Here is a 24,368-nt window from a genome sequence, read left to right as displayed (position 1 = left end):
GTGCCGTCAGGGCGCCCGGCTGATGAGAGGCCCGGAAAAGATATGCGGGATCAGGCGGTTGGGGCGGGTCTGGCCTGGGCGATGCGCGCGATGCGGCCATCGATCAGGGCGAGCCCGACGAAGATCGCAGCCATGCCGGCGAAATGGCGCGGCAGCAACTCCTCTCCCAGGAGGCCGGAGCCGAGCAGGATGGCGCTGACAGGGATCAGGAAGGTGACGAGCATGACGTTGCTCGGCCCGGCCGTGCGCATGATCCGGAAGAACAGGAGATAGGCGAGCGCCGTCGAGATCAGCGCCAGTCCGACAAGGGCGAGAAGAGCCTGCTGGGACGGCATCGGCAGCGTCCAGGGCGGATGCATGACGAAGACGATCGGGATCATCATCAATGTCGAGGCCGAAAGCTGACCGGTGGCGGCGACCAGCGGCGACACGCCCCTGAAACGCCGGCCGAGCAGGCCGGAAAAGGCATAGGAGACCGCGGCGAGGATGCAGGCGAGCTGCGCCGCCAGATTGGAGCCGAGGCCGCTGAGCGCATCAGGCCCCATCAGGATGGCGACGCCGATGAGGCCGGCCAGCACGCCGCCGAGCTTCAGTCCTGTCGCCTTCTCGTTGCCGAAGCAATGCATCACCAGCACTGCGAAGATCGGCGTGGTCGCGTTCAGGATCGAGGCCAGACCACTCGCGATCTGCTGCTGGCCCCAGAGGAACAGGCTGAACGGGATCAGGTTGTTGAGGATGCCCATCCCGAAGAAGGCGAGCCAGAGTTCGCGCCCGACCGCCATCGACTGGCCTGCGATTCGCACGACCAGAAGCAGCGCCAGTGCCGCGAGGCCGACGCGCACCTGCACCACGGCGAAGGGCGGCCATTCCGCCACGGTCAGCTTGTTGAAGAAGAACGAGCCGCCCCACAGGATCGACAGGACGATCAGCAGGAACCATTCGAACGGGCCCATGCGCAGCGCGGGAGCGGAGGTCGGCGGTGTCATGGCGGAAGCTCTGCTCGCTGGCCGGGTCATCCCGCGTCAGTAGGCGGCCGGGCAAGGCCCGGCCACCCGGATTCTGCGCGCTCAGGCAGCTTCGGCGTCGCGCGCCTGCCACATCGCCTGGAAGGCCGGCCGCGCCTGGCAGGCTTCGAGCCAGGCCTTCACGCGTGGATTGGCATCGAAGAGCTGCGTCGCCGGCTTGGCGTAGCGGATCACCTCCGCAACGTTGATGTCGGCGACGGTGAAACGGTTGCCCATCACGTAACCGCCATTCTCGGCCAGCGTCTTGTCGAGCACGCCGAAGGGACCGGGCAGGGCGGCAAGTGCGGCCTCGACCAGCTCAGGCTTGCGCTTCTCCGGCGGATAGGCGGCGAGATGGAACTGCAGGTTGAGCGCATGGCTCTCGCATTCGGTTGCGGCCCAGAGCGACCACATCACGGCCAGCCCTTCCTCCTGCGCGTCCTTCGGAGCGAGCGGGCCGCCATGCTTGCGGGCGAGATAGAGGTTGATCGCCAGCGATTCGTGCAGCTTGAAGCCGTTGTCGTCGATGCTGGGGATATGGCCGTTCGGGTTGATCTTCAGGAAATCGGCGCTGCGGGTGTGCAGCGGCACGCCCGGCGCCTTCGGATCGGGCAGGCGATAGGCCTGGATCACCGGCACATGATTGAAGGGCAGGCCGAGCTCGTTGGCGAGCCAGATGACGCGCGTCGCGCGCGAGCGGTAACAGCCATAGATGGTCAGGGACATCGGCGGAATCCAGCGAGAGAGGGCGGACGACGACGAGGCCGACTGAAAGCGCCGGTTCGTCACCTGTGACAATAGGCCGGGCAGGCCGCATCGGCCAATGCCAATGATCGGCCCGCGAGCGAGGTAAAAACCGTTTGACGCGGGCGCTTTGCGGGTGCATTGGCCTCGTGCCTCCGGCCCCTGCGGCCGGCTGCTCACAGGAAACCCCGACCCGATGCCAAGCGACAGTCCCAGCCGACAGTCGAAGCCGTCCGCCGCCGCCTCGCGCGCCTGACCGGGTCCCCCGGCTCGCCTGCGATCCGGCCACGACGGCCCGATCGCAAGGAATAGAGCCATGAACGATACCGCCGCCACGACGGACCTCCTTGCCGTGACGCTGGCCCAGACGCTGGCGCAGGAACACGTCGCCGACATCGTCGAGACGTTGAACGACCAGGACGACGCGACCATCGCGCATGTCCTGGCCGAACTGCCGTTCGAACGTGCCGTCGAGGTGCTCGACCAACCCGAGCTCACCGCCGCCGCCGAGGCGGTGGCGCTGCTGCCCGACCAGCGCGCCGGTGCGCTGCTCTCCGCCATGTCGGCGGACCGGGCGGCCGACGTCTTCCAGGAGTTCGACGAGGAGACGCGCGCGCGCGTCAGCGGGCGTCTCGATCGCCAGACCCGCTCCGATCTCAAGAAGCTGCTGGCCTATCCCGAGCACAGCGCCGGCTCGATCATGACGACCGAGTTCGTCAGCGTGCCCTCGAACTGGACGGTGCAGCAGACGCTCGACCATATCCGCCGCGTCGAGCGCTCGCGCGAGACAGTCTACGCGATCTACGTGCTCGATTCCGTGACGCGCAAGCTGGTGCGCGCGGTCTCGCTCAGGCGCCTGATCAGCGGTGATCCGGAGGCGCCGGTCGAGTCGGTCGTGCCGGCGCACAAGCCGATCTGTGTGACCCCGGAAATCGATCGCGAGGAGGTGGCGCGCCTCATCACCAAATACGACCTGCTGTCGGTGCCTGTCGTCGACGCGGAGGAACAGCTCATCGGCATCGTCACCTTCGACGACGTCATCGACGCGATGATCGCCGAGACGACCGAAGACGTGCAGAAGCTCGGCGGCATGGAGGCGCTGGACCAGCCCTACAACGAGATCGGCTTCGTCGCGATGATCCGCAAGCGCGCCGGCTGGCTCTCGATCCTGCTGGTCGGCGAGATGCTGACAGCATCCGTCATGCAGTTCTTCGAGGGCGAGCTCGAGAAGGCGATCGTGCTGACGCTGTTCATCCCGCTGATCATGAGCTCGGGTGGCAATTCCGGCTCGCAGGCGACTTCGCTGATCATCCGAGCGCTGGCGCTGCGCGAGGTCACGCTGAAGGACTGGTGGCGGATCGCGCTGCGCGAATTGCCGACCGGTCTCACGCTCGGCAGCATCCTCGGCGTGATCGGCGTCGCCCGGATCGTCGCGTGGCAATGGCTCGGCTTCTACGATTACGGGCCGCACTGGATGCTGATCGCCGCAACGGTCGGTGGCGCGCTCGTCGGCATCGTTACCTTCGGCTCGCTCGCCGGCTCGATGCTGCCTTTCGCGCTGAAGCGGCTCGGCTTCGATCCCGCCAGCGCTTCGGCGCCCTTCGTCGCGACGCTGGTCGATGTCACCGGCCTGGTAATCTATTTCGGCGTGGCGGCGCTCATCCTGACCGGGACGCTGCTTTGACCAAATGAAAAAGCCCGGGACATCGGTCCCGGGCTTTTTTAGTGTCTATCTCGCCGTTCGATCAGCTCGCCAGCACGCGCTGCGGCGGGAAGGTGATCTCGACCAGCGTGCCCTCTTTCTTGACGCTGGTGATCGCCATCGCCGCTCGGTTGGCTTCGACCAGCGCCTTGGTCAGCGGCAGGCCAAGGCCCGTGCCGCCGGCACGCCGCGTCGTCGGGACCTGGCGGAAGGGTTCGAGCGCGAGGCGGAGTTCGTCGTCGTCCATGCCGATGCCGGTATCGCGCACTCGCAGGATCGCCTCGCCCTGGTCGCCGAGCGCGGTTGAGATGATGACCTGCCCGCCGGCATCGGTGAACTTCACCGCGTTCGAGAGCAGGTTGATCGCGATCTGCCGGATCGAGCGCTCGTCGGCGACGACCGGCGGCAGCTTCGGTGACAGCCCCGAGCGCAGCACGACGCGGCCGCGTTGCGCCTCCGGCTGAAGCAGCGACACCGTCGACAGGGCGATCTCGTTCAGGTTGACGCTGACGAAGTCGAGATCGAGCTTGCCGGCTTCGATCTTGGCGAGGTCGAGCAGGTCGTTGACGAGGCTGATGACGTAGCCGCCAGACTGGTGGATGTCGCGCAGGTACTCCTTGTAGCGTTCGTTGGCGATCGGCCCGAAGCGCTCTTCCGCCATCACCTCGGCGAAGCCGATAATGGCATTGAGCGGCGTGCGGATCTCGTGGCTGATCTTGGCGAGCACGTCGGATTTCTGCGCGCTCGCCATCTCCGCCGCCTTGCGGGCATCGACCAGCTCGCCCTCGGTCTTCTTCCAGGCGGTGATGTCGCGCAGCACGGCGCAGAAGCGCGGCTCGTTGCCATGGGCGATCTGGCCCATCGTCATGAACAGCGCGATCTTGCCGCCCTGCCGTACGCGGCCCTGCACCTCGCGCCCGTCATTCATGACCGAGGCGACACCGCCGCCCTTCAGTCCTTCGAGATAGTCGAGCGCCGGCGCGTGGCTCTCGCTGGCGAAGAGCAGGGTGAACAATTCGCCGGTGACCTCGCGCTGGTCGTAACCGAACAGCGCCTCGGCGGCCTTGTTCAGCGACAGGATGCGGCCGCGATCGTCGACGGTGACGACGCCATCCGTCGCGGTGTCGAGCATGGCGGTGAGCTCGCCGATGCGGGCATCGCGCGCATCGGCATCGAGCCGGAGCGCCTCGACCCGGGCCGCCGATTCGGCTTCCTCCGCCGCGAATTCGGCCGCAAGCTCGGCTTCCTCCGCTTCTTCCGGCGTCAGGACCGGCACGTCGCTGCCATCGCCGTTGGGATGGCGGAAGGCCATCAGCGTGGCGGGCTCGTCCTGCCAGCTCACGCTCGACAGCACGGCATCGACGCTGACGAGATGGCCGAGCCGGTCGAGCAGCGTCATCGTGCCGCCATCGGCGCGGGCGGCTTCCTTGATCAGGCGGCTGACCTTGCCGCCGGCCTTCAGGTCGGCGAGATCGGCATAATCCAGCAGCTCGAGCAGCGTGCGGTTGGCATAGAGCGCCTCGTCGCCGCGATTGACGAGAACGGCGATCGGCAGCCGGTCGAGCACGTCGGCGTGGGAATTGCGGTGGCGCGCCGGGGCGGAAGCCGCTTCGGCCTCCCCGGCCAGCTTCGCCGCCGGGGTCTCTTCCTTGTCCTTGACCTGCAATGGCGCGACCGGGGGCAGGCGCGGCGTGCTCGGCTCGTCATCGCCGGCCAGTCGCGCGCCCAGTGCCTTGGCGATCTCGCGGAAGGCGTTGCGCTCGGCCGAGCTCAAATGCGCCTTCGACGGTTCGAGCACCGGTCTGATCGCGGTCAGATGCCCGTTGCGCAGCGGCACGATCTTGCCGGGCAGACGCTCGGGCTCTGGTGCAGCGGGCGCTTCGGAAGCAGGCTCTGCCGCAGCATCGTCCTGCGGCTGGTCCAAATCGATCGAGGCGGCGGCTTCGTCTGCCTCCTCCTCGCGGTCGTCCTCTGGCAGATTCGAAAGATCGTCCGCCTCGGACATGCTGACCGCCGGGACTTCCTCGCCGGCCGAAGTGGCCGCGATCAAGTCGTCGGTGACAGGCAATGCGGCTGGAGCATCCTCCATTGCGGCAAGATCGGCCGCAGGTTGCGCATCGTCGTCCTGAATGGCTTCGGCGGTCGCGCCATCCTGTTCCACCTCGACCTGCGCGTCCGCTGCCGCGGTATTCGCCTCGGGGATCGGGAACGGGCAGCGCTCGTTGAGCCGGGCGATGCCGAAGCCGCGGAAGCCCGCGAGCTGGCGCCCGGCATCGAGCACCGGCACGCCCGAGAGCTCGACCGGCGCGGCCTCGCCAGGCGAATCGGTGCGCCACAGCAGGCCATGGCCGCTCCAGGTCGCGGGATTGGCGAAACGTTCGATCAGGCCGCCATCGCTGTCGGCGAAGACGGAGCCGAGCAGGTCATGCCAGCGCTGGCCGATCAGCCTGGCCGCAGCCGCCTGCCCGGTCAGAGTGGCGATATTGTCGGAGAGCTTGGTCAGCCTGCCCTCACGATCACTCTGCCAGAGGAAGCGGACCATGGCCGGCCTGGCGGGCGCAGGGGCCTCGCCCTGGGGTGCAGCCGGGGCGGGGGCGGCGACCGGCGCAGCTTCGGCGGGGGCGGCCTGCGGAACGGCGACGCCGAGGCGGCGCAGCTCGGAGGCTTGCACGGCGATGGCCAGAACGGAGCGCCCGTCGGGTAGCGAAACCAGCTTGCTGCCGCAGGTGACGGGAACTGCGGCGAAGCTTGCGGTCAGACGCAGGCGCTCCAGCCGGATGCCATTGGCGGAGGCCATGCCGCCGGCCAGCAGGTTCAGGCGCTGCCGGGTCGGTGCCGGCAGGCTCGTCTGCCCGCCGAGCAGCGCTTGTGCCGCGGCGTTGGCAAAATGCGGCTTCTCGGCAGCCGGGTCCCACAGCAGCAGGGCGCCGCCGGCAGCAAAGGCTGCAAGGGCTGCGTCTTCAGCCGCTGCCATGCTCCACCTCGCCCAGTCCTCTCCGGCCTCGCTCATGCCTGCCTGCTCGTTCGATCCGCGCCCGTTATGCCTAACAAAGCCTTAATAGACCCCAAACGGCGGCAAATCCATGGAACCGAAGATCGCTCTCCCGCTTCTCATGGAAACAGCGTTAACATGGCGGCTGTCGCCAATTGTCACGCTGTTGTCATTGCAGCGCAACAATGATATTGCAGTGCACAATGATCTAGGGATGGATCACCACACGACAGGAGGATTCGATGAACGGCAAGCTGCCTTATGAAGTGCCCACAGAAATGCGCGAGTTCGCCGAGCGCAGCGTCGAACAGGCCCGCAAGGCGTTCGACGGCTTCATGGGCGCTGCCCACAAGGCTGTGGACAATGCCCATGGCTCAGCCGAGAACGCCCGCGCCAACACGCAGGACGCGACCCGCAAGGCTATCGCCTATGCCGAGAACAATGTCGCGGCCGCGTTCGATTTCGCCCAGAAGCTGGTGAAGTCGAAGGATCTCACCGAGGTGATGCAGCACCAGTCGGACTTCCTGAAGTCGCAGGTCGCCGCCTTCCAGAGCCAGATCAAGGATCTCGGCACCGCCGCGCAGGATGCCGCGACCAAGGCCGCCGAGACCGTCAGCAAGGCGACCAAGGGCCGCTGAGGCCTGCTGATTCGGCGCCTGATGGCGCCGATACCGCTTTTCGGCCGGACCGCGTGGGTCCGGCCTTCGCCGTTTGCCGCTGAAGGAGAGCCGCCATGGTCAAGCCTGCTCCGACCCGGACCAAGTCCAAGGTTCCGGTCAGCCTGTCCCCGGTGAAGGCGCTGACGCCTGCACCCGCCGTGACGCCGCCCGCTGCCGCGCAGGCCGAGAGGCCGAAGGTTGCCGCTCCCGCGCAACCTGCCGTCACCGCTGCTCCGGCCAAGCCCGAGCCCGTCAAGGTCACCGCTCCCGCGCCGTCGCCGGTCGCAGCGGCCAAGCATGCTCCCGTGGCCAAGCTGGCTCCTCTGGCCAAGCCGGCTCCTCTGGCAAAGCCCGCCGTCGCGAGCACCCCGAAGAAGGCGGCGCCGGTCAAGATCCGCGTCGAGAAGCCTGTCGCGAAGGTCGCGGGGCGGAAGGTTGCCGCGAAAGCTATCAAGCCTGCCGCAGCGGTGTCCAAGGCTGTAGCTGCCGAAGTGAAGCCGGCGCTCGTCAAGCCAGCAGTCGCTGAGACGGCACCCGCCAAGCCCGTCGTCGCAAAGCCCGTCGTCGCCAAGTCGGCGCCTGTCGCGGCCGCCCCGGTCGCCCCTGCCGCAAAGCCGGCGGAGCCCGCTCCCGCGCCGGCTGCCAAGGCGCCGCCGCAACCCGCTTCGCTCGATTCGCTGCCCTTGCCGCGCCCGCCCGAAGCGGCTGCCGTCGTCACCGCGACCGCGATGAGCCAGGCGCTCACCATGGCACGCGCCTTCGGAGCCCTGCAGGCCCGCATGCTCGACCATGCCTGCGCCGAGCTGGAGGCGACGCTGGGCGACGCGCAGACGCTGGCGCGCAGCAACAGCGCCTCGGAGGCGATCGCGTTGCAGGCCAAGGCGGTGCGCCGCAGCTACGAATCCTATGCCGAGCACCTGAAGGAGCTCGCCCGGACCGCCAACGCGGCCCTGCGCAAGGATTGATCCGGCGGCCGGATTCGGCGCGCGCCATCGCTGCGCCGAATTTCCGGAGCCGGAGTTGAATTACGCGGTTGCAAAAGCCGAGACTCGGCACTAGGGTCCGCGCCGCTGACGACCCCGCCGCGGCGGCCGGTCGCGAAGCCCTCGGTACGGGCAGCCATAGCTCAGTTGGTTAGAGCGCTAGATTGTGGATCTAGAGGTCCCCCGTTCAAGCCGGGGTGGCTGTACCATTCTCCTTCCGGACATCGTCGGAATTCCGCATCGCCTGGCGGGCTGCCGGCTACCGGCCGCTCCTCTTGAAGCGGCCTCTGCTCTTCGCCATATCTTGGTCAAGCGGAAGGGTTCGCCTTTCGCCCGCGGGGTGCTGCCGGCGGCGGGTCCCGATGTCTGTGAGGCGCCTTTCGAGGGCCTGGAGCGATGACGCGTACGCCTAGCCTGTCTCACCCGTTCCTGCTCGGCTTCGACGATATCGAGCGTGCGCTCGATCGCGTCGCCAAGGGCGCGAGCGAGGGTTACCCGCCCTACAATATCGAGCGGCTGACCCGGACGGAGGACGAGCCCGATCGCCTGCGCATCACGCTGGCCGTCGCGGGCTTCGCCCGGGAGCAGCTCGAGATCACGCTGGAGGAGAACCAGCTCACGATCCGTGGCCGCCAGGGCGACGACAAGAATCGCCAGTTTCTGCACCGCGGCATCGCCGCCCGTCAGTTCCAGCGCAGCTTCCTGCTGGCCGACGGCATGCAGGTTCTCGGCGCCGATCTGTCGAATGGCCTGTTGGCGATTGATCTCGTCAGGCCGGAACCGGAACGGCTCATCCGGCGTATCGATATCATGAGCCGGGAGTAGAGGACGGAGACCCGTCCAGCTTTTGAAGGATGCGTCAGCGGTTTTCGCATCTGTTCATAATTGAAGGCGCAGTATCAGAACCGCATTCGCACTGCTCTGAAGGAGGGCGCGATGAAACAGGACAGCAATCTTATCCAGACCAACCCGCTGACCCCCGCGGAATTCGCCGCGCTCGGTGCTGGCGAGGTCGCCTATATCAAGTCGATGAGCTCGGACGAGCTGATGCGGATCTTCCCGCAGGCTCCCAAGATCGAGTCCGGCTTGCAGCTCTTCACCCTGCTCTCGGCCGACGGTGCGCCGATCCTCGTCACGGATTCGCGCGAGGCCGCCACGGCCAATGCCTGGGAGCACGATCTGAGGATGGTCAGCGTCCACTGACGCCGGCCATTCCGATCTTCAGGGCGCGGTCGCCATCCCGGCGACCGCCGACTGCAATCTCACGATATCGTCCGGCGTGGACAGGCGGTGATCGCCATCCTTGATCAGCGTCAGCACGACCGGGTCGCCGCTGAGATGCTCGACCAGCTTCAGCGCCTGGCGCCAGGGCACGTCAGGGTCGCGCATGCCCTGCAGGATATGCACGGGGCAGCCGGCCTTGATCTCGCCGCCGAACATCAGGTGCTGGCGCCCGTCCTCGATCAGGGCGCGGGTGATCGGCGTCGGATCGGGCGAGTATTCCGAAGGCCGCAGCCAGACGCCCTCGTCGAGGATCGTCCGGCGGATAGAATCGGGCATCTGCGCCCACATCAGGTCCTCGGAGAAATCCACCGCAGGTGCGATCAGGACAAGCCCGGAAGGCTGCATGGGTGTGCCGAACAGGCGGCGTGCCGCGAGCAGCGCGATCCAGCCGCCCATCGACGAGCCCACCAGGATCGGGCGCTGACGACACTGGCTTTCGATCGCAGCGATCGCGTCGTCGAGCCAGTCCGACAGGGTGAAGCTGCCGAAATCGCCATCGCTCTCGCCGTGGCCGCCATAGTCGAAGCGCAGGCAGGCCCGGCCGTTGGTGCGGGCCCACTCCGCCAGAGCCTCGGCCTTGGTCGCACGCATGTCGGAGCGGAAGCCGCCGAGCCAGACGATCGGGGCGCCGGTTCCCTCCTGCAGGAGATAGGCGAGGCGGCGCTTTGTGGGGCCGTCTCCGACCTCGAGCCATTGCGGCGGCTGGCGCTCCAAGGCAAATCTCCTGTGACGAATCATCCGGCCGCGGCGATTAAAGGCTGCGGCTAGCAATCGATAGGGGCATATTCGCCCTCGTTTACGAAAGTCCAGACCGAGAGCGAATGTCCTTCAAGCCGGGTGCCCACCTTTCACTGCCTTCGACCGAAACGCATCCGCTGGCGGGGCGGACGATCCTGCAGATCATTCCCGAGCTGGAAGCCGGCGGGGCCGAGCGCACCGCCGTCGATATCGCCAAGGGACTGACCGATGCCGGCGCGCGTGCGCTGGTCGCGACCGAAGGCGGGCGCCTCGTCGCGGAATTGCAGGCCAAGGGCGGGGTCTGGCTGCCGTTCCCGGCGGCCTCGAAGAACCCGGTCGCGATGCTCCTCAACATCCGCAAGCTCGCACTGCTCTGCAAGCAGGAAGGGGTGGAGCTGATCCATGCCCGCTCCCGCGCCCCGGCCTGGGTCGCGTTGGGTGCGGCGAGGCTATTGAAGCTGCCCTTCGTCACCACCTATCACGGCTCCTACAACAGCCGCTCGACGGTGAAGACGCTCTATAATTCGGTGATGGCGCGCGGCGACGTGGTCATCGCCAACTCCGTCTATACGGCCGGCCTGATCATGGCGAAGCATCCGGTGGCCGGCGACCGCGTCAGGGTCGTCAATCGCGGTACCAATTTCTCCGCCTTCGCGCCGGCTGCGGTCGGGGCGGAACGGGTGCAGGCGCTGCGCAACGCCTGGGGCGTCGAACCGCATCAGCGCATCGTGCTGCTGCCCGGTCGCCTCACCAACTGGAAGGGCCAGCGCGTCCTGATCGAGGCCGCACGCATCATGCGCGACGGCGGGGACACCGATACGGCCTTCATCCTTGCCGGCGATGCGCAGGGGAGGGACGGCTACGTCAAGGAACTCGATGCGCTGATCGCCAAGGCCGGCCTCGAGGGCCGTGTGAAGCGTGTCGGCCACTGCAGCGACATGCCAGCGGCGATGCTCTCGGCGGCGGTCGTCGCGGTGCCCTCGACGGACCCCGAAGCCTTCGGTCGCGTTGCGGTCGAAGCGCAGGCGATGGGCACACCCGTCGTGGTCTCGGATCTCGGCGCCGTGCCCGAGACGGTTCTGGCACCGCCGCAGGCTCAGCCTGGCGAACGAACCGGCTGGCGCGTGCCTCCGGGTGATGCTCCGGCTCTCGCGGCCGGCCTGAACGAGGCGCTGGCGCTCCGGCCATCCGCCAGGGATGCGCTGGCGCGACGCGCGCGGGTGCATGTCGAGCGGCATTTCTCGCTGGAGGCGATGGTCTCCGAGACGCTCGACGTCTATTGCGCGCTGCTCGGAGGCTAAGCCGGCGGGAATGCCCGCCATCGCGGTGTCATGCATTGACAACGCGCATCATTGTGCAATGTGTCTGCAACAACGGCGCGAAGCGCGCCAGATACAGGAGAATACCCCATTCGTCGTCCGTACCGCGCTGCCCCGACCCCGACCAAGGAAGGTCCCCGCTCGAACCGCGACATTCGCGGAGTGCGTGATGTTCAGCTCATCGACGATACCGGCGCCAACCGTGGCGTGGTCTCGTTCTTCGATGCGCTGAAGCTCGCCGAGGATGCCGGTCTCGACCTTGTCGAGATCGCCCCGAACTCCGTTCCGCCGGTCTGCAAGATCCTCGATTATGGTCGCTTCCGCTTTCTCGAGCAGAAGAAGGCCTCGGAGGCGCGCAAGAAGCAGCGCACCATCGAGATCAAGGAAATCAAGCTGCGTCCCGGCATCGACACGCATGACTACGACGTCAAGATGAAGGCCATGCACGGCTTCTTCGAGGAAGGCGACAAGGTGAAGGTCACCCTGCGCTTCCGCGGCCGCGAGATGGCGCATCAGGATCTCGGCGTGAAGGTGCTCGAGCGCGTCAAGGTCGATACCGCCGAGGTTGCCAAGGTCGAGAGCGACTGGCAGCTCGAAGGCCGCCAGATGGTGATGGTGCTCGCGCCGCGCTGAGGCGCAAGCGATCGCTTCTCAGGCGAGATGCAGAAAAAGGGCGCCTCGGGCGCCCTTTTTCATGTCGGCTTGCTCAGAAGGCCGTCGAGCATCGCGTCGAAGGCGTCGGTCGCGCTTTTCAGGGCCGCCTCCGGCTCCGGCGCATGCGCGATCCACTGCGCCGCATGCTGGGTCGCGCCGAAGATCAGGCGCGCCACGGCCTCGGGATCGAGCGGCGCCAGCACGCCCTCGGTGACGAGCTCGTCCAGACCCCGGGTCATCATCCGGATGCAGTCGTTCTGGATCGGCCAGCTCCAGGGGTCGCCGAGCACGGCCGGCCCGTCGCGCAACGTGATACGCTGAATTTCCGGCTCCAGAGCCATGGCGAGATAGGCGGCGCATTCGTCGCGGAAGCCGGTCCAGCGATCCTCGGCCCTGGCCGAGACCGCGCGCAGCCTGACCGTCATCTCCGCATCGATCTGGTCGAGCACGGCGGCGAACAGGCCCTTCTTGTCGCCGAAATGGTGATAGAGCGCGCCGCGTGTCAGCCCGGCTGCCGCCGTCAGCTCATCCATCGAGGCTGCCGCATAGCCGATCGTGCCGAACGCCTCGCGCCCGGCGGCGATCAGGCTGGCGCGGGTTTCCGCGATCATGTCGGCACGAAGTCTGCGGGCCATCATATCCTCTTCACATACGCCCCGTATGTTAATTGACATACGAGGCGTATGCAATTACCCACTGACATACGCGGCGTATGTCCGCCTTATCCGGTCCGAGCCATGCCTAACCCCTATCGCGAGATCTTCCAGGCGCCCGGCGCCTTCGCCTTTTCCTCCGCCGGCTTCATCGCCCGCCTGCCGGCCTCGATGGTCGGGCTGGGCATCGTCACCATGCTGTCGGAGCGACGCGGGGAATATGCGATCGCTGGCGCGGTGGCCGCGACCTTCGCGCTCGCCAGCGCGCTGATCACGCCGCAGGTCTCGCGTCTGGTCGACCGCTACGGCCAGCGTCGCGTGCTGATGCCCGCCGCCGCGGCCGGGGCGTTGGCGCTCGGCGGGCTGATGGTCGCGACCTGGGCGGGCGCGCCGAGCTGGCTGCTCTTCGTCTTTGCATTGCTCGCCGGTCTGATGCCGAGCATCGGCGCGATGGTCCGGGCGCGCTGGACCGAATTCTATCGCGACACCCCGCAATTGCGCACGGCCTTCGCCTTCGAATCGGTGGTCGACGAGGTCATCTTCATCGTCGGCCCGATCGTCGCGATCGGGCTCAGCGTCAGCGTGTTTCCTGAAGCGGGGCCGCTCGCCGCCCTGATCTTCCTGGTCGTCGGCGTGCCCTTGCTCTGCGCCCAGCGGCGCACCGAGCCCCCGGTTCGCGCCGATATCGCAGGACTGGATACCTCGGTCATCCGGCTCGGCGGCGTCCAGGTCGTCGTGCTCGCCATGATCGCGATCGGCGCGATCTTCGGCACGGCCGAGATCACCGCGGTCGCCTTCGCGGAAGCGCAGGGCCAGAAGGCGGCGGCAAGCCTCGTCCTCGCCGTTTACGCGGCAGGTTCGTTGATCGTCGGCCTCGTCTTCGGGGCGCTCAGGCTCAGGGCCTCGCTCGCCACGCAATTCCTCGCGGCGGTTGCACTCGCGGCAGCGACGACCTTGCCGCTGCTCGCCGTGACCGGGCTCGCCTCGCTGGCACTGGTCTTCTTCATGGCGGGCGCGGCGGTCTCGCCGACGATCATCATCGCCATGGGCCTGATCGAGCGTCTGGTGCCGCCGCGCCAGCTCACCGAGGGCATGACCTGGGGCATCACCGGGATCGGCATCGGCATGGCCGCGGGCGCTTCGGCCGCCGGCGTGCTGATCGATGCCTTCGGCGCCCCTAGCGGCTTCTGGATCTCGGTGGGCGCGGGGGCTGCGGCGCTGTTTGTGGTCCTTGCAGGCTACAGCCGCCTGCTCGGCCTACGCGCCGAAGCCCTGGTCTGCGAAGCCGCCTGAGAGCCGCCGGCGACAAGGGCCGCCCCCCCCAAAAAAGGAGCGGCCCGATTTCAGTCGGTCCGACCTCAGCGGATCGGCGGGGCGTATTGCAGGCCGCCCTGGGTCCAGAGCTTGTTGACGCCTCGCGGCAGCGAGGTGCGGGTATTGGCGCCGAAATGCCGCTCGAAGCTCTCGCCGTAATTGCCGACGGCCTTGATGATCCGCACGACCCAGTCATTGCTGAGGCCGAGGGATTCGCCGAACTTGCCCTCGCTGCCGAGCATGCGGCGGATTTCCGGGTTCTGCGAGGACTTCGCCATCTCCTCGACATTGGCCTGGGTCACGCCGAGCTCCTCGGCATTGATCAGGGCGAAGACCGTCCAGCGCACGAGGTCGAACCAGGCCGCGTCGTTCTTGCGCACCCAGGGGCCGAGGGGCTCCTTGGAGATGACCTGCTGCAGGAGGATGTGCTCCTCGGGGTCCTTGAGCCGGCTGCGGGTCCCGGAGAGCGCCGAGAGATCGGTGGTATAGGCGTCGCAGCGGCCGGCCTCGTAGGCCTGGACGGTGTCGTCGAGCGTGGCGAAGGCGACGGTCTCGAACTTGATGCCGTTGGTGCGGCCGTAATCGGCGAGGTTGAGCTCCGTCGTGGTGCCCTGCGCCACGCAGACCGAGGCGCCGTTGAGATCCTTGACGTTGGTCACGCCGAGCTTCTTGCGCACGATGAAGCCCTGGCCGTCATAGTAGTTGACGGCGGTGAAGGTGAGGCCCTGGCCGATGTCGCGGCCGAGCGTCCAGGTCGTGGTGCGGGCGAGCACGTCGATCTCGCCGCTCTGCAGCGCGACGAGCCGGTTCTTGCTCGACAGCGAGAGATAGCTCGCCTTGTTCGGGTCGTTGAAGATCGCCGCCGCCAGAGCGCGGCAGAAATCGGTGTCGAAGCCCTTCCAGACCCCGCCATTGTCCTGCAGCGAAAAGCCGGGGACGCCCTCGCTGGTCCCGCAGATGATGTTGCCGCGCGCCTTGATCTTGTCGAGCGTCGACTGGGCAAGCGCGGGAGCGGAGGCGGCGGCCGTCAGGGCAAGGCCTGCGGCGAGATTGAGCAGAAGCTTCTTCACGGAACTGTCTCCAGATGCGGAACACGCCTGTTGACCTTACGGCGTGACGATCGTTTGAAGAAGGCAGACGAAGGGCTGCTGCTTTTCCGGGCAGCCTCACCGGTTATTGCCGGCTTCGCACTTGCAATAGCGGTCATTTTCTGCGATAGGCCCGGCCTTCGATCGCCCGGCTGATAAGGGCTGCCGTGGCGATCGTGCTTTGCTTCCTGAAAGCAAGACATTGGCAACGCGTTCGAAAGACGCGCAGCCACGACCATTGAGGAGCTCAAATGCCCAAGATCAAGACGAAGTCGAGCGCTAAAAAGCGCTTCAAGATCACCGGAACCGGCAAGGTGATGTACGCCCAGGCCGGCAAGCGTCACGGGATGATCAAGCGGACCAACAAGCAGCTCCGCAATCACCGCGGCACCACCGTCCTGTTCGAGGGCGATGCGGCCAACGTGAAGAAGTTCTTCCTTCCCAACGGCTGACGCCACCTGACATTCCGGAGATCATGACATGGCTCGCGTGAAACGGGGCGTAACAGCCCACGCCAAGCACAAGAAGACGTTCAAGGCCGCCAAGGGCTTCTATGGCCGCCGCAAGAATACGATCCGCGCCGCCAAAGCGGCCGTCGATCGCTCGATGCAGTACGCCTATCGCGACCGCAAGAACAAGAAGCGCACCTTCCGTGCGCTCTGGATCCAGCGTCTCAACGCTGCGGTGCGCGAGCACGGCCTGACCTATTCGGCCTTCATCGGTGGCCTGATCAAGTCGGGCATCGAACTCGACCGCAAGACCCTGTCGGCCATGGCCATCGACGATGCAGCCTCGTTCGCTGCCGTGGTCGAGACGGTCAAGGGCGTGCTGGGCGCCGAAGCCAAGGCCGCCTGAGCAGCCTTGCATCGCTGAATTGGAAGAGGCCGGCGGTGACGCCGGCCTTTTTCTTTGGCTCCAACGTCATGCTCGCCCTTGTGGCGAGCATCCACGTCTCGAACACGCTTCGACCGGCGAAGACGTGGATGGTCGGGACAGGCCCGACCATGACGGCACAGCGCGTGTTACGTCTGCACGCTGCCGTTCTTCGGCGGATTCCAGCCTTCGCCGGCGCCTTCGACGATCCGATCATAAGCCTCCTCGGGCGAATCCGCGTAGCTGAACAGCTTGAGGTCATCGGGCCGGATGAAGCCGGCCGCGGCCATCGCATCGAGGTTCAGCAGGCCTTTCCAGTAGCCGGAATCGTAGAGCACGATCGGCACCCGCCCCATCTTGCCGGTCTGGACCAGCGTCATGATCTCGAACAGTTCGTCGAGCGTGCCGAAGCCGCCGGGAAACACCACCAGCGCCGCGGCACGCATCGCCAGATGCATCTTTCGCATCGCGAAATAGTGGAACAGGAAGGTCAGATCCGGAGTCGACCAGGCATTCGGCTCCTGCTCGTGCGGCAGGGTGATGTTGAAGCCGATCGAGATCGCGCCGGCTTCGGTTGCGCCGCGGTTCGCGGCTTCCATGATGCCGGGGCCGCCGCCGGTGGCGATGACGTGATGGCGGCCGGCCTCGCCATCCTGCAGCGCGCCGCCGCGTTCGGAGGCGATGTGGCCGAACTGCCTGGCGGCCTCGTACCAGGGATTGCCCTCGCGCACCCGCGCCGAGCCGAAGACGACGATGGTCGAGACGACGCCGCGTGCCCTGAGCTGGTCCTCCGCCTTCTGGTATTCCAGCATGAAGCGAGCACCGCGGGTCGAATCGCCCAGGATGAAATCGGGGTCGAGCGCGGCCAGCCGATAGGACGGCGAATCCTTCTGGGCGGTATTGTCGGTCAAGGCATCCTCCTCAAGTCGTCGCTTCGCTCTGGCATAAGCCGGCCGTTCCCGCTAGAACGCGCCCGTTCCCACGCCTTCAAACGCTTGCGACTTAAATTCATGACCGATATCGCCATTCTGGAACGCGACGTCCTCGCCGCGATCGATACTGCCGCCGACGAAGCCGCCGTCGAGGATCTGCGCATCGCCGCGCTCGGCAAATCCGGCTCGATATCGGCCCTGCTCAAGACGCTTGGCGCGATGACGCCGGACGAGCGCAAGGAGAAGGGCCCGCAGATCAACGGCCTGCGCGACCGCGTGCAGGGCGCCATCGCGGCCCGCAAGGAAGCGCTGGGCGAGGCCGCTCTGGAAGCCCGGCTCGCTTCCGAGCGCGTCGACGTGTCGCTGCCCGTGCAGGAGGGTCCGGAAGCGCGCGGCCGCATCCATCCGATCAGCCAGGTCATCGACGAGATCACCGCGATCTTCGGCGATATGGGCTTCGCCATCGCCGAAGGGCCGGATGTCGAGACCGACGACCTCAACTTCACCAAGCTGAATTTCCCGGTCGGCCATCCCGCGCGCGAGATGCACGACACCTTCTTCTTCGCGCCGGATTCGAATGGCGAGCGCAAGCTGCTGCGCACCCACACCTCGCCGGTGCAGGTCCGCACCATGCTGGCGCAGGAGCCGCCGATCCGCGTGGTCTGCCCGGGCCGGACCTATCGCAACGATTCCGACCAGACCCACACCCCGATGTTCCATCAGGTCGAGGGGCTCGTCATCGACAAGTCGGCCAATCTCGGCCACCTGAAATGGGTTCTGGAAGAGTTCTGCAAGGCCTTCTTCGAGATCGACGACGTGAAGATGCGCTTCCGCCCGTCCTTCTTCCCCTTCACCGAGCCCTCGATGGAGGTCGACATCCAGTGCTCGCGCAAGGGCGGCGAGATCCGCTTCGGCGAAGGCGACGACTGGCTGGAGATCCTCGGCTGCGGCATGGTCCACCCGAACGTGCTGAAGAACTGCGGGCTCGACCCGGAGGTCTATCAGGGCTTCGCCTGGGGCATGGGCATCGACCGCATCGCCATGCTGAAATACGGCATGGCGGACCTGCGCCCCTTCTTCGAGGCGGATGTGCGCTGGCTCGCCCATTACGGCTTCCGTCCGCTCGACCTGCCGACGCTGACGGGCGGCCTCTCCTCGTGACGGCACGGGCCGGACAGGGGAGGGCGCGATGACGCCTGCGGGCTGGGCGGCGGCGATTGCCGTGCTGCTGGTCGCGATGAACCTGGTCAGCCAGGCCATCGCGCTCTGGCGGCTGCGCCGGCCCCTGCAAGGCTCGGCCCTGCTCGATACCTTACCGCCGGTCACCATCGTCCGTCCGTTGCGCGGCATCGAGGCCTTCAGCCGCGAGACGGCCGTCTCCGGTCTCGAGCTCGACTATCCCCGCTACAGCACGATCTTCTGCGTCGCCGACGCGCATGACCCGATCATCCCGCTGATCGAGGAATTGATCGGCATCCACGGCGCGGAGAAGATTCGCCTGATCGTTGGCGACGTACCCGTCAGCGCCAATCCCAAGCTCAACAACTGCGTGCGCGGCTGGGAGGCAGCAACGACCGACTGGGTCATCCTCGCGGATTCCAACGTGCTGATGCCCAGGGACTATATCCAGCGCATGCTGGCCGCCTGGCAGCCGACGACCGGTCTGGTCTGCTCGACACCGGCCGGCTCCCGGCCGGCATGCTTCGGCGCCGAAGTCGAATGCGCCTTCCTCAACGCCTTCCAGGCGCGCTGGCAATATGTCGGCGAGGCGCTGGGCCTCGGCTTCGCGCAGGGCAAGTCGATGCTCTGGAACAAGCCCTTCCTCGACGCGAACGGCGGCATCGCCGCGCTCGGCGCCGAGATCGCCGAGGACGCGGCCTCGACCAAGCTGGTGCGCAATACCGGCCGGCAGGTCCATCTCGTCGGCCAGCCCTTCGAGCAGCCGCTCGGCCGGCGGCGATTGAGGGACGCCGTGCAGCGCCAGTTCCGCTGGGCGCGGCTCCGGCGCGTGACCTTCCTGCCCTTCTTTGCGCTGGAAATTCTGGCGACGCCCTTCCTGGCGGCTCTGCTTGCCGCTTTTGGGGCTTCCGCTCTCGGCCTGCCGGTCTGGCTGGCGCCGTTGCTCGTGCTGCTGGTCTGGTATGCCGGTGATATCGTGCTCTCGGCCAGCGTCGGCTGGTTCTTGAACTGGCGTTCGCCCTTCGCCATGCTGGCGCGCGACATCGCCTTTCCCGGCATCTGGGTTTATGCCTTCGTCGGGGGCGAGGTGAGCTGGCGCGGCAACGCCATGAAGATCCGCACCGACGGCGCCAACAAGCTCAACGATGCGGTGCCGGCTGCACCAGCACAGGCAGGGCGCGATGGCCACTGACCTGACCGCGTCCCTGCCGGAGCGCTATCGCGGCTGCCCGAGCTTTTCCTTCGGCGACAGTCCGGAGCTGGCGACCGAACTCGCGGCGCTGGTCGTCAGCGGCCGCAAGATCGCGACGGTGAACACGCTCGATGCGCCCGATTGCCCGAAGCTCAATGAGCTCTGGATCGTGCTCGATGGCTCGGGCTGGCCCGTCTGCGTCATCGAGACGCTCGAACTCATCCCGCGGCGCTTCGACGAAGTTGACGAGGCCTTCGCCTTCGACGAAGGGGAGGGCGACCGCACCCTTGCCTCGTGGCGGGACGCCCACGAAACCTATTTTCGGCGCATCGGTGTCTTCAGCCCCGACGTGCCCTTGCTTTGCGAACGCTTCCGTCTGGTGGAAGTGCTCGCCCCGATGGACGTAGACGCATGAAGTTCACGATTTCCTGGCTCAAAGAGCATCTCGACACCGACGCCTCCGTTACGGAGATCACGGATGCCCTGACCCGCGTCGGCCTCGAGGTCGAGGCGATCGAGGATCGCGCGGCGGCGCTCTCCGCCTTCACCATCGCCTATGTCATCGAGGCAAAGCAGCATCCGAACGCCGATCGCCTGCGCGTCTGCATGGTCGATACCGGCGCGGGCGAACCCGTTCAGGTCGTCTGCGGCGCGCCGAATGCCCGCACCGGCATGAAGGGCGTGTTCTCGCCGCCGGGCAGCTACATCCCCGGCAAGAAGGTCACGCTCGGCAAGGGCGTGATCCGCGGCGTCGAATCGAACGGCATGCTGGTCTCGGAAGCCGAGCTCGAACTCTCCGACGATCATGACGGCATCATCGATTTGCCAGCCGATGCGCCGGTCGGCCAGCCCTACGCTCCCTATGCCGGCCTCGACGATGCCGTGATCGAGATCGCGGTGACGCCGAACCGCGCCGATGCGCTCGGCGTGGCTGGCATTGCCCGCGACCTTGCTGCCGCCGGTATCGGCAAGCTCAAGTCGCAGGTCATTCAGCCGGTGCGCGGCTCCTTCCCATGCCCGGTCAAGGTCACGCTCGACTTCGCCGAGGAAGACCGCAAGCTCTGCCCGGCCTTCGCGCTGCGCCTGGTGCGCGGTGTCAGGAACGGCCCCTCGCCGGACTGGCTGCAGGCGCGCCTGCGCGCCGTGGGCTTACGCCCCATCAACGCGCTGGTCGACATCACCAATTTCATGACGCTCGACCGGAACCGGCCGCTGCACGTCTTCGACGCCGCCAAGGTGAAGGGCAACCTCACGGTGCGCCGCGCGAAGCCCGGCGAGACCATCCTCGCGCTTGACGGCAAGACCTATACGCTGACCGACGAGCAGGTCGTGATCGCCGACGAGCATGGCGTTGAATCGCTTGCCGGCATCATGGGCGGCGAAGCCTCGGGCAGCAGCGAGGCGACCACCGATGTGCTGATCGAGAGCGCGCTCTGGGACCCGCTGAACACGGCCCGCTCCGGCCGTGCGCTCGGCATCAATTCGGATGCGCGCTATCGCTTCGAGCGCGGCGTCGATCCCGATTTCACACGCCCCGGCCTCGACCTCGCGACTGCGCTGGTGATCGAGCTCTGCGGCGGCGAAGCGTCCGAGATGGAATTCGTCGGCGACCTGCCGGATAGCCCCGGCGCGATCGACTTCCCCTGGTCCGAGGTCAAGCGCCTGACGGGGCTGGAGTTGCCGCAGGCGGAAATGAAACTGGCGCTGACCTCGCTCGGCTTCCACGTCTCGGGCGCTGGCGACCGCGTCAAGGTGGCGGCGCCGTCCTGGCGTGCCGATGTCGGCGGCAAGGCCGATCTCGTCGAGGAGATCGTGCGCATTGCCGGCCTCGATCGCGTCGCCTCGACGCTGCTGCCGCGCATCAAGGGCGAGGTGATCAAGCCGGTGCTCACCGTGCTGCAGAAGCGCACGCGCGTCGCCAAGCGCACGCTCGCGGCGCGCGGCCTCGTCGAGGCCGTGACCTGGTCCTTCATCTCGCATGATCAGGCCAAGCTCTTCGGCGGTGGTTCGCCCAGGCTCGCGCTCGCCAACCCGATCGCAGCCGATCTCTCGGACATGCGCCCCTCGCTGCTGCCGGGCCTGATCCGCGGCGCACAGAGCAACGCCGATCGCGGCTATCCCGATGTCGCGCTGTTCGAGGTCGGCCAGATCTTCAAGAGCGACGAGCCGGAAGGCCAGCTCATCGCGGCGGCTGGCCTGCGCCGCGGCAGTGCCCGTCTCGACGGCGTCGGCCGCCGCTGGGATGGTGGCGCCAAGCCCGTCGACCTGTTCGATGCCAAGGCGGACGTGCTCGGCCTGCTCTCGGGGCTCGGCATTCCGACCGGCGGTCTCCAGATTGTCGCCGGCGGTCCGGCCTGGGCCCATCCCGGCCGCTCGGCCACGCTCCAGTTCGGCCCCAAGGGTGTCATCGGTGCCTTCGGCGAGGTTCATCCCAAGATCCTCAAGGCGCTCGACGTGAAGGGGCCGCTGGTCGCCTTCGAGATCCATCTCGATGCGCTGCCGCTGCCCAAGGCCAAGCCGACCAAGGTCAAGCCGAAGCTCGCGCTGTCCGACTTCCAGCCGGTGACGCGCGACTTCGCCTTCATCGTCGACAAGGCGGTGGCGGCCGGCGACATGGTCAAGACGGCGCAGGGCACCGATCGCGCGCTGATCGCCAATGTCGGCGTCTTCGATCTCTATGAAGGCGCGGGCGTCGAGGCCGGCAAGAAGTCGGTCGCGCTGGCGGTCACGCTGCAGCCGACCGAGAAGACGCTGACCGAGGCCGAGATCGAAGCCGTCGGCAGCAAGATCGTCGCCGAGATCGGCAAGCGCTACGGCGCGACCCTGCGCGGCTGATAGCGTCATCCAATAACGTGCGTCATGCTCGGGCCTGACCCGAGCATCCCGTGCCGGATGAGGCTCCCGCGCTCGTTTCGGCCGGAGATTCTCGGGTTACCGCTTCGCGGCGCCCGAGAATGACGCCGCGCGGGGGCGCCCTTCCCACCATTGATCAGGATTGTGTAATAATCCGTGCGCGAAATCCCTGCGCTTTCGGGGTAAGCGCTGACGCATTCTTGCATCTTCGCGGTCCTATGGTTCTCACCGAACGTCCCGCCACGGACAATCTGTTCTCCGGTTTTCGCCTGCTCGACGTTCAGACGTCGGGCGCGCGGATTCGCGTGCGGGCGGGCGGGGAGGGGCCGCCGCTGCTGCTGCTGCACGGCTATCCGCAGACGCACATCATGTGGCGCCGGGTCGCCCCGCTGCTGGCTGAGCGTTACACCCTGATCTGCCCGGACCTGCGCGGCTACGGCGATTCCGACAAGCCGCCGACCGCCGCCGATCACGCGCCCTATTCGAAGCGCGCCATGGCGCAGGACATGGCCGAGGTCATGAGCGCGCTGGGGCATGAGCGCTTCTTCGTCGGCTCGCATGACCGCGGCGCCCGCGTCGCGCATCGTCTGGCGCTCGACCATGGCGAGCGCGTGCTGAAGCTTGCGACCCTCGACATCGCGCCGACGCGCGAGATGTATCGCAACACCACCGATGCCTTCGCCCGCGGCTACTGGCACTGGTTCTTCCTGATCCAGCCCGCGCCGATGCCGGAGCGCATGATCGAGAGCGATCCGGATTTCTACTGGACGAGCCGGCGCGCCTCGGACATGCGTCTGTTCGAGCTGGAGGCGCTTGCCGAATATCTGCGCTGCTTCCGCGATCCTGCGATGATCCATGCGAGCTGCGAGGATTATCGCGCGGCGGCGACGATCGACATCGCCCATGACGATGCCGATGGCGGCAGAAAGCTCGCCTGTCCGCTGCTGGCGCTGTGGGGCGAGCGCGGCATCATCGGGAAATGCTTCGACCCTCTGGCCTTGTGGCGCGAGCGTGCGCAGGATGTGCGCGGCCATGCCTTGCCGGGTGGTCACTATCTCGCGGAGGAGGTCCCCGATCTCGTCGCCGCGGAGTTCAAGGCCTTCTTCGGAGAAACCGCATGACCGGGACCAACCGCGTTTACCGCATCGCCGTGATCCCCGGCGACGGCATCGGCAAGGAGGTCATGCCCGAGGGCCTGCGGGTGCTCGAGGCCGCTTCGAAGAAATACGGCTTCGAGCTGCGCCTCGACCAGTTCGATTTCTCCTCCTGCGACTACTACGCTAAGCATGGCAAGATGCTGCCCGACGACTGGAAAGAGAAGATCGGCGGCCATGACGCGATCTATTTCGGCGCCGTCGGCATGCCCCAGCAGGTGCCGGATCATGTCTCGCTCTGGGGCTCGCTGCTGCTGTTCCGGCGCGAGTTCGATCAGTACGTCAACCTGCGCCCCGTCCGCCTGATGCCGGGCGTTCCCGGCCCGCTCGTGGGTCGCAAGCCCGGCGATATCGACTTCTTCGTCGTGCGCGAGAACACCGAGGGCGAATATTCCTCGGTCGGCGGGCGCATGTATGCCGGCACCGAGCGCGAGATCGTCATCCAGGAGACGGTGATGAGCCGCGTCGGCGTCGACCGCGTGCTAAAATACGCCTTCGAGCTGGCGCAGCGCCGCCCGCGCAAGAAGCTGACTTCGGCCACCAAGTCGAACGGCATTTCGATCACCATGCCCTACTGGGACGAGCGGGTGAAGGAGATGGCGAAGAACTATCCGGATATCGCCGTCGATCAGTACCATATCGACATCCTGACCGCGCATTTCGTGCTCAATCCGGACCGCTTCGACGTGGTCGTCGCCTCGAACCTCTTCGGCGACATCCTCTCTGATCTTGGCCCGGCCTGCACCGGCACGATCGGCATCGCGCCCTCCGGCAACATCAACCCGACGGGCGATCATCCCTCCCTGTTCGAGCCCGTCCACGGCTCGGCGCCCGATATTGCCGGGCAGGGCATCGCCAACCCCGTCGGCATGATCTGGTCGGGTGCGATGATGCTCGACCATCTCGGCGAGCACGAGGCTGCGAAGGGCATCGAGGCCGCGATCGAGCGCGCGCTCGGCGATGCCCGGACCCGCACGCGGGATCTTGGCGGCACGCTGGGTACCGAAGCCGCCGGCAAGGCGGTCGAGCAGGCGCTTTGAGCAGGAATTTG

Annotated in this window: 24 protein-coding genes and 1 tRNA gene; 18 read left to right on the top strand and 7 right to left on the bottom strand. The window is 66.9% G+C overall.

The features are described from left to right. Window positions 1-50: 50 nt before the first annotated feature. Both ASE61_RS03925 and ASE61_RS03920 read right to left on the bottom strand, forming a co-directional pair. Window positions 51-986, bottom strand: a complete 936-nt coding sequence (locus tag ASE61_RS03925; RefSeq protein ID WP_244492698.1) for a DMT family transporter — start codon at window positions 984-986, stop codon at window positions 51-53. A gap of 81 nt (window positions 987-1,067) precedes the next feature. After that, window positions 1,068-1,730, bottom strand: coding sequence for a glutathione S-transferase family protein (locus ASE61_RS03920; protein WP_061964787.1), 663 nt, complete (start codon window positions 1,728-1,730; stop codon window positions 1,068-1,070). A 334-nt stretch (window positions 1,731-2,064) separates the two neighbouring features. Here ASE61_RS03920 and mgtE point away from each other — a divergent pair, with 334 nt between their 5' ends. Further along, a complete protein-coding gene (gene mgtE, locus ASE61_RS03915; RefSeq protein WP_061964785.1) occupies window positions 2,065-3,432 on the top strand; it encodes a magnesium transporter in 1,368 nt (455 codons plus the stop codon). Window positions 3,433-3,493: 61 nt separating this feature from the next. Here the strand turns inward: mgtE and ASE61_RS03910 are convergent, their stop codons facing one another. Then, window positions 3,494-6,460 (bottom strand): sensor histidine kinase, encoded by a 2,967-nt coding sequence (locus tag ASE61_RS03910; RefSeq protein WP_082617065.1) that lies wholly within the window; start codon window positions 6,458-6,460, stop codon window positions 3,494-3,496. A gap of 73 nt (window positions 6,461-6,533) precedes the next feature. Between ASE61_RS03910 and ASE61_RS26760 the strand changes: the two genes are divergently transcribed. The 6 genes from ASE61_RS26760 to ASE61_RS03885 all read left to right on the top strand — a co-directional run bounded on the left by ASE61_RS26760 (window position 6,534) and on the right by ASE61_RS03885 (window position 9,287). After that, window positions 6,534-6,707, top strand: coding sequence for a hypothetical protein (locus ASE61_RS26760; protein WP_162260061.1), 174 nt, complete (start codon window positions 6,534-6,536; stop codon window positions 6,705-6,707). Beyond that, on the top strand, window positions 6,685-7,080 hold the full coding sequence (locus ASE61_RS03905; protein ID WP_061964781.1) for a phasin: 396 nt from the start codon (window positions 6,685-6,687) through the stop codon (window positions 7,078-7,080). Before ASE61_RS26760 ends, ASE61_RS03905 begins: the two co-directional genes overlap by 23 nt. A gap of 95 nt (window positions 7,081-7,175) precedes the next feature. Next, window positions 7,176-8,066 (top strand): phasin family protein, encoded by an 891-nt coding sequence (locus ASE61_RS03900; protein ID WP_061964779.1) that lies wholly within the window; start codon window positions 7,176-7,178, stop codon window positions 8,064-8,066. A gap of 150 nt (window positions 8,067-8,216) precedes the next feature. Beyond that, window positions 8,217-8,293 (top strand) — tRNA-His (locus ASE61_RS03895). 187 nt (window positions 8,294-8,480) lie between these two features. Then, window positions 8,481-8,909, top strand: a complete 429-nt coding sequence (locus ASE61_RS03890) for an Hsp20 family protein (protein ID WP_061964777.1) — start codon at window positions 8,481-8,483, stop codon at window positions 8,907-8,909. A gap of 111 nt (window positions 8,910-9,020) precedes the next feature. Continuing rightward, the gene (locus tag ASE61_RS03885) at window positions 9,021-9,287 is read left to right on the top strand and encodes a DUF1150 family protein (RefSeq protein ID WP_061965588.1); all 267 of its coding nucleotides are present in this window, start codon (window positions 9,021-9,023) and stop codon (window positions 9,285-9,287) included. A gap of 18 nt (window positions 9,288-9,305) precedes the next feature. Here the strand turns inward: ASE61_RS03885 and ASE61_RS03880 are convergent, their stop codons facing one another. Next, window positions 9,306-10,082, bottom strand: coding sequence for an alpha/beta hydrolase (locus tag ASE61_RS03880; RefSeq protein WP_061964775.1), 777 nt, complete (start codon window positions 10,080-10,082; stop codon window positions 9,306-9,308). Window positions 10,083-10,189: 107 nt separating this feature from the next. On the opposite strand from ASE61_RS03880, the gene ASE61_RS03875 reads away from it, so the two are divergent. After that, on the top strand, window positions 10,190-11,407 hold the full coding sequence (locus ASE61_RS03875) for a glycosyltransferase family 4 protein (protein ID WP_061964773.1): 1,218 nt from the start codon (window positions 10,190-10,192) through the stop codon (window positions 11,405-11,407). A 108-nt stretch (window positions 11,408-11,515) separates the two neighbouring features. Next, a complete protein-coding gene (gene infC, locus ASE61_RS03870) occupies window positions 11,516-12,058 on the top strand; it encodes a translation initiation factor IF-3 (RefSeq protein WP_061965586.1) in 543 nt (180 codons plus the stop codon). A 59-nt stretch (window positions 12,059-12,117) separates the two neighbouring features. Here infC and ASE61_RS03865 read toward each other — a convergent pair whose 3' ends face one another. After that, window positions 12,118-12,714, bottom strand: a complete 597-nt coding sequence (locus ASE61_RS03865) for a TetR/AcrR family transcriptional regulator (protein WP_061965584.1) — start codon at window positions 12,712-12,714, stop codon at window positions 12,118-12,120. Between the two features lie 102 nt (window positions 12,715-12,816). On the opposite strand from ASE61_RS03865, the gene ASE61_RS03860 reads away from it, so the two are divergent. After that, a complete protein-coding gene (locus tag ASE61_RS03860) occupies window positions 12,817-14,025 on the top strand; it encodes an MFS transporter (protein WP_061964771.1) in 1,209 nt (402 codons plus the stop codon). A 65-nt stretch (window positions 14,026-14,090) separates the two neighbouring features. On the opposite strand, the gene ASE61_RS03855 is transcribed toward ASE61_RS03860, so the two are convergent. Further along, a complete protein-coding gene (locus tag ASE61_RS03855; RefSeq protein ID WP_061964769.1) occupies window positions 14,091-15,116 on the bottom strand; it encodes an amino acid ABC transporter substrate-binding protein in 1,026 nt (341 codons plus the stop codon). Window positions 15,117-15,385: 269 nt separating this feature from the next. Here ASE61_RS03855 and rpmI point away from each other — a divergent pair, with 269 nt between their 5' ends. Both rpmI and rplT read left to right on the top strand, forming a co-directional pair. Continuing rightward, window positions 15,386-15,586: a 50S ribosomal protein L35 gene (rpmI, locus tag ASE61_RS03850; protein ID WP_061964767.1), complete on the top strand. Its 201-nt coding sequence runs from the start codon at window positions 15,386-15,388 to the stop codon at window positions 15,584-15,586. A gap of 28 nt (window positions 15,587-15,614) precedes the next feature. Beyond that, window positions 15,615-15,989, top strand: a complete 375-nt coding sequence (gene rplT, locus ASE61_RS03845; RefSeq protein ID WP_061964765.1) for a 50S ribosomal protein L20 — start codon at window positions 15,615-15,617, stop codon at window positions 15,987-15,989. Between the two features lie 167 nt (window positions 15,990-16,156). Here rplT and ASE61_RS03840 read toward each other — a convergent pair whose 3' ends face one another. Next, window positions 16,157-16,918, bottom strand: a complete 762-nt coding sequence (locus ASE61_RS03840; protein WP_061964763.1) for a TIGR00730 family Rossman fold protein — start codon at window positions 16,916-16,918, stop codon at window positions 16,157-16,159. Window positions 16,919-17,017: 99 nt separating this feature from the next. On the opposite strand from ASE61_RS03840, the gene pheS reads away from it, so the two are divergent. The 6 genes from pheS to ASE61_RS03810 all read left to right on the top strand — a co-directional run bounded on the left by pheS (window position 17,018) and on the right by ASE61_RS03810 (window position 24,357). Then, on the top strand, window positions 17,018-18,100 hold the full coding sequence (pheS, locus tag ASE61_RS03835) for a phenylalanine--tRNA ligase subunit alpha (protein WP_061964761.1): 1,083 nt from the start codon (window positions 17,018-17,020) through the stop codon (window positions 18,098-18,100). Window positions 18,101-18,128: 28 nt separating this feature from the next. Next, window positions 18,129-19,310, top strand: a complete 1,182-nt coding sequence (locus ASE61_RS03830) for a ceramide glucosyltransferase (protein WP_061964759.1) — start codon at window positions 18,129-18,131, stop codon at window positions 19,308-19,310. After that, complete coding sequence (locus ASE61_RS03825) at window positions 19,300-19,725, top strand: ASCH domain-containing protein (RefSeq protein ID WP_061964757.1); 426 nt, start codon at window positions 19,300-19,302, stop codon at window positions 19,723-19,725. The genes ASE61_RS03830 and ASE61_RS03825 overlap by 11 nt, the downstream gene beginning before the upstream one ends. Then, window positions 19,722-22,145: a phenylalanine--tRNA ligase subunit beta gene (gene pheT / locus ASE61_RS03820; protein ID WP_061964755.1), complete on the top strand. Its 2,424-nt coding sequence runs from the start codon at window positions 19,722-19,724 to the stop codon at window positions 22,143-22,145. The genes ASE61_RS03825 and pheT overlap by 4 nt, the downstream gene beginning before the upstream one ends. A gap of 236 nt (window positions 22,146-22,381) precedes the next feature. Then, window positions 22,382-23,284, top strand: a complete 903-nt coding sequence (locus tag ASE61_RS03815) for an alpha/beta fold hydrolase (RefSeq protein ID WP_061964753.1) — start codon at window positions 22,382-22,384, stop codon at window positions 23,282-23,284. Further along, window positions 23,281-24,357, top strand: a complete 1,077-nt coding sequence (locus ASE61_RS03810) for a tartrate dehydrogenase (RefSeq protein ID WP_061964751.1) — start codon at window positions 23,281-23,283, stop codon at window positions 24,355-24,357. The genes ASE61_RS03815 and ASE61_RS03810 overlap by 4 nt, the downstream gene beginning before the upstream one ends. Window positions 24,358-24,368: the final 11 nt, after the last annotated feature.

Origin of the sequence: Allobosea sp. Root670 (assembly GCF_001429415.1) — a bacterium.
In the GTDB taxonomy this organism is placed as follows: domain Bacteria; phylum Pseudomonadota; class Alphaproteobacteria; order Rhizobiales; family Beijerinckiaceae; genus Allobosea; species Allobosea robiniae.
This window is presented reverse-complemented; position numbering and strand designations above follow the sequence as displayed.

Excerpts from the sequence above, each read along its gene's own strand:
- ASE61_RS03925 (WP_244492698.1), bottom strand. The coding sequence starts at position 986 with ATGACACCGCCGACCTCCGCTCCCGCGCTGCGCATGGGCCCGTTCGAA.
- ASE61_RS03920 (WP_061964787.1), bottom strand. The coding sequence starts at position 1,730 with ATGTCCCTGACCATCTATGGCTGTTACCGCTCGCGCGCGACGCGCGTC.
- mgtE (WP_061964785.1), top strand. The coding sequence starts at position 2,065 with ATGAACGATACCGCCGCCACGACGGACCTCCTTGCCGTGACGCTGGCC.
- ASE61_RS03910 (WP_082617065.1), bottom strand. The coding sequence starts at position 6,460 with ATGAGCGAGGCCGGAGAGGACTGGGCGAGGTGGAGCATGGCAGCGGCT.
- ASE61_RS26760 (WP_162260061.1), top strand. The coding sequence starts at position 6,534 with ATGGAACCGAAGATCGCTCTCCCGCTTCTCATGGAAACAGCGTTAACA.
- ASE61_RS03905 (WP_061964781.1), top strand. The coding sequence starts at position 6,685 with ATGAACGGCAAGCTGCCTTATGAAGTGCCCACAGAAATGCGCGAGTTC.
- ASE61_RS03900 (WP_061964779.1), top strand. The coding sequence starts at position 7,176 with ATGGTCAAGCCTGCTCCGACCCGGACCAAGTCCAAGGTTCCGGTCAGC.
- ASE61_RS03890 (WP_061964777.1), top strand. The coding sequence starts at position 8,481 with ATGACGCGTACGCCTAGCCTGTCTCACCCGTTCCTGCTCGGCTTCGAC.
- ASE61_RS03885 (WP_061965588.1), top strand. The coding sequence starts at position 9,021 with ATGAAACAGGACAGCAATCTTATCCAGACCAACCCGCTGACCCCCGCG.
- ASE61_RS03875 (WP_061964773.1), top strand. The coding sequence starts at position 10,190 with ATGTCCTTCAAGCCGGGTGCCCACCTTTCACTGCCTTCGACCGAAACG.
- ASE61_RS03865 (WP_061965584.1), bottom strand. The coding sequence starts at position 12,714 with ATGGCCCGCAGACTTCGTGCCGACATGATCGCGGAAACCCGCGCCAGC.
- ASE61_RS03860 (WP_061964771.1), top strand. The coding sequence starts at position 12,817 with ATGCCTAACCCCTATCGCGAGATCTTCCAGGCGCCCGGCGCCTTCGCC.
- rpmI (WP_061964767.1), top strand. The coding sequence starts at position 15,386 with ATGCCCAAGATCAAGACGAAGTCGAGCGCTAAAAAGCGCTTCAAGATC.
- rplT (WP_061964765.1), top strand. The coding sequence starts at position 15,615 with ATGGCTCGCGTGAAACGGGGCGTAACAGCCCACGCCAAGCACAAGAAG.
- pheS (WP_061964761.1), top strand. The coding sequence starts at position 17,018 with ATGACCGATATCGCCATTCTGGAACGCGACGTCCTCGCCGCGATCGAT.
- ASE61_RS03830 (WP_061964759.1), top strand. The coding sequence starts at position 18,129 with ATGACGCCTGCGGGCTGGGCGGCGGCGATTGCCGTGCTGCTGGTCGCG.
- ASE61_RS03825 (WP_061964757.1), top strand. The coding sequence starts at position 19,300 with ATGGCCACTGACCTGACCGCGTCCCTGCCGGAGCGCTATCGCGGCTGC.
- pheT (WP_061964755.1), top strand. The coding sequence starts at position 19,722 with ATGAAGTTCACGATTTCCTGGCTCAAAGAGCATCTCGACACCGACGCC.
- ASE61_RS03815 (WP_061964753.1), top strand. The coding sequence starts at position 22,382 with ATGGTTCTCACCGAACGTCCCGCCACGGACAATCTGTTCTCCGGTTTT.
- ASE61_RS03810 (WP_061964751.1), top strand. The coding sequence starts at position 23,281 with ATGACCGGGACCAACCGCGTTTACCGCATCGCCGTGATCCCCGGCGAC.